Consider the following 1969-nt stretch of genomic DNA (forward strand, 5'->3'; position numbering starts at 1 on the left):
GCCCAGCACCCCGCCCCCGCCACCCCCGGCGACTCCCCCGCCCCCGCCCGCTCCGGCCCCCAGGCGGCGGGGCCCCCCATGCCCCGCCTCTTCGTCCTGGTCGACGACTTCGACGCACTGGTCTCGCCGGCCCTGGGCAGTACGGGCCGCCCCGCCGCCGGCTCCGTGGTGCGCGCGCTGGAGGCAGTGGCCCGGGACGGCGTGGCGCTGGGCGTCCACCTGATAGCCGCCACCGGCCACCCGGACCGCACGGAAGCCACCGCGACCGCTGAACGCGCCACCCTGCGCGTCCAGTTGGGCGCCGGACAGCCAACCGCCGGGCAGTCAATCGCGGGCCCGGTGGGCGCCGGGCCGCTGGGCGCCGGCCCGCTGGGCGCCGGTCCGGTGGGCGCCGGTCCGGTGGGCGCGGGTCCGGTGGGCGCCGGTCCAGCCGCTCAAGCGGACGCCAGCTCTCGGGGCGCCGGTTCGCTGGATGCCGGGCCGCTGGGCGTCGACGCGACGAGCCCCGCGGCGGCGAGCGGGGGCACGGGCGCGGCGACGCCCGGCGCCACGGCCGTCGCGCCGGGCGTCGCCTCCGCCGCCGCACCGGGCACCGCGACCCCGCCCGCCCCGCCGGCCGCCCCGGTGCCGGCCGGCTCGGAGCCGGTGCCGCCCGGGCGCGGGCGGCTGCACCGCGCGGCGGACGGCGCGACCACGCCGTTCCAGGCGGGCCGGGTGACCGGGCGGATACCTCGTACGTCGACGCTGCGGCCGACCGTGGTGCCTCTGGAGTGGGCGCGGATGGGCGACCCGCCGGCCCGACGCCCGCTCCGGGAGCTGGGCAATGGACCAACGGACCTGGCGCTGCTGGCCAGCGCGTTGCAGCGGGCCGCCCAGTCGTCAGGTGCGCCGGCGGGGCCACCGCTGGCTTGAGGGTCGGTGGTGGCCCCGGCTGACCCGGGGGTCGGCCGGGGCCACCACCGTTGGCCCGAGGGTCGGCCGGGGCCATGGCTGTTGGCCAAGGCGGCGGGGCAGGGCGGACTTCCGGGGCTCGTGGGTTGTGGCTGGTTCGGGTTGGTTGTGGCTGGTTCGGGTGGGGTGGTGGGGGCGTAACAGGGGGATCACAAAGGGGAGTTGTGGGGGATTGCAGTGTTGCGGAGCCGGTAGCGGGGGCGTAGGACTGTCGCACGTGGGGTGACCCATGGGGTGAGCCCTGAGCCCACCGGGCGGGGTTCGGGGCGTGGCGCGGAGCTGGGCGTTGCCTCGGGCAGTCGGGCAGGTCGGTGGCCTCGGGGAGGTCGGTGGCCCCCGGAGGCGCGGCGCGGCGCCGGGCGGTTTGGCGGCGCGGCCGACCACCGCTGAGCACCACCGCGTACAGGCACCACCGGACGATGACAGCAGCCGGGCGGCACGAGCACCACGGACGCACGGACGAGAGCAGGACCGCCGGACGACGGCAGCACGGCCGGCGGCAAGAGCACCACCGGGCAGCACCAGCACCACACAGGTCCACCGGGCAGCACCAGCACCACACAGGCACTCACGGCACGACAGCGCAGCAGCCGCGCAGGCGCACCACAGGCACAGCACCGCACCACCGCACCGCCGCACCACCGCAAGCGGGCAATCGCAGGATCAGTGCACGGCGCCAGGCGGGCCCGGAGGGGTGGGCGCGCCCGGTTTGGGACGACGGATGACGCGTGACGAGCCAGGGAGGGTTACGGGATGCGTAGACGGGGCGTTCGCAAGGAGATCGGCGGCGGGAGCATCGGCGAGACCTGCACCGGGAGCACCGGCAAGGTCAGCGGCGGGAGCACCGGCGAGACCGGCAGCGGGAGCACCGGCAAGGTTGGCGAGACCGGTGGCCGGAGTGTCGGCAGTCGGGGGGACGCCTTCGGCGGCAGGGGCTCCGTGGGCGTCGGCAGGAGCAGCCGGGGGGCGAGGGGTGGCGTTCGGGCGGTGGCTGTGGGGGTTGTGCTGGCGGTGGGGG

Annotated in this window: 1 pseudogene; it reads left to right on the forward strand. The window is 77.6% G+C overall.

What is annotated here, in order from left to right:
* Positions 1 to 912: pseudogene (locus ADL22_RS36155) on the forward strand (hypothetical protein); the annotation flags it as partial.
* Positions 913 to 1969 lie beyond the last annotated feature (1057 nt).

The sequence above is a fragment of the Streptomyces sp. NRRL F-4489 genome (assembly GCF_001509485.1).
GTDB lineage: Bacteria > Actinomycetota > Actinomycetes > Streptomycetales > Streptomycetaceae > Streptomyces.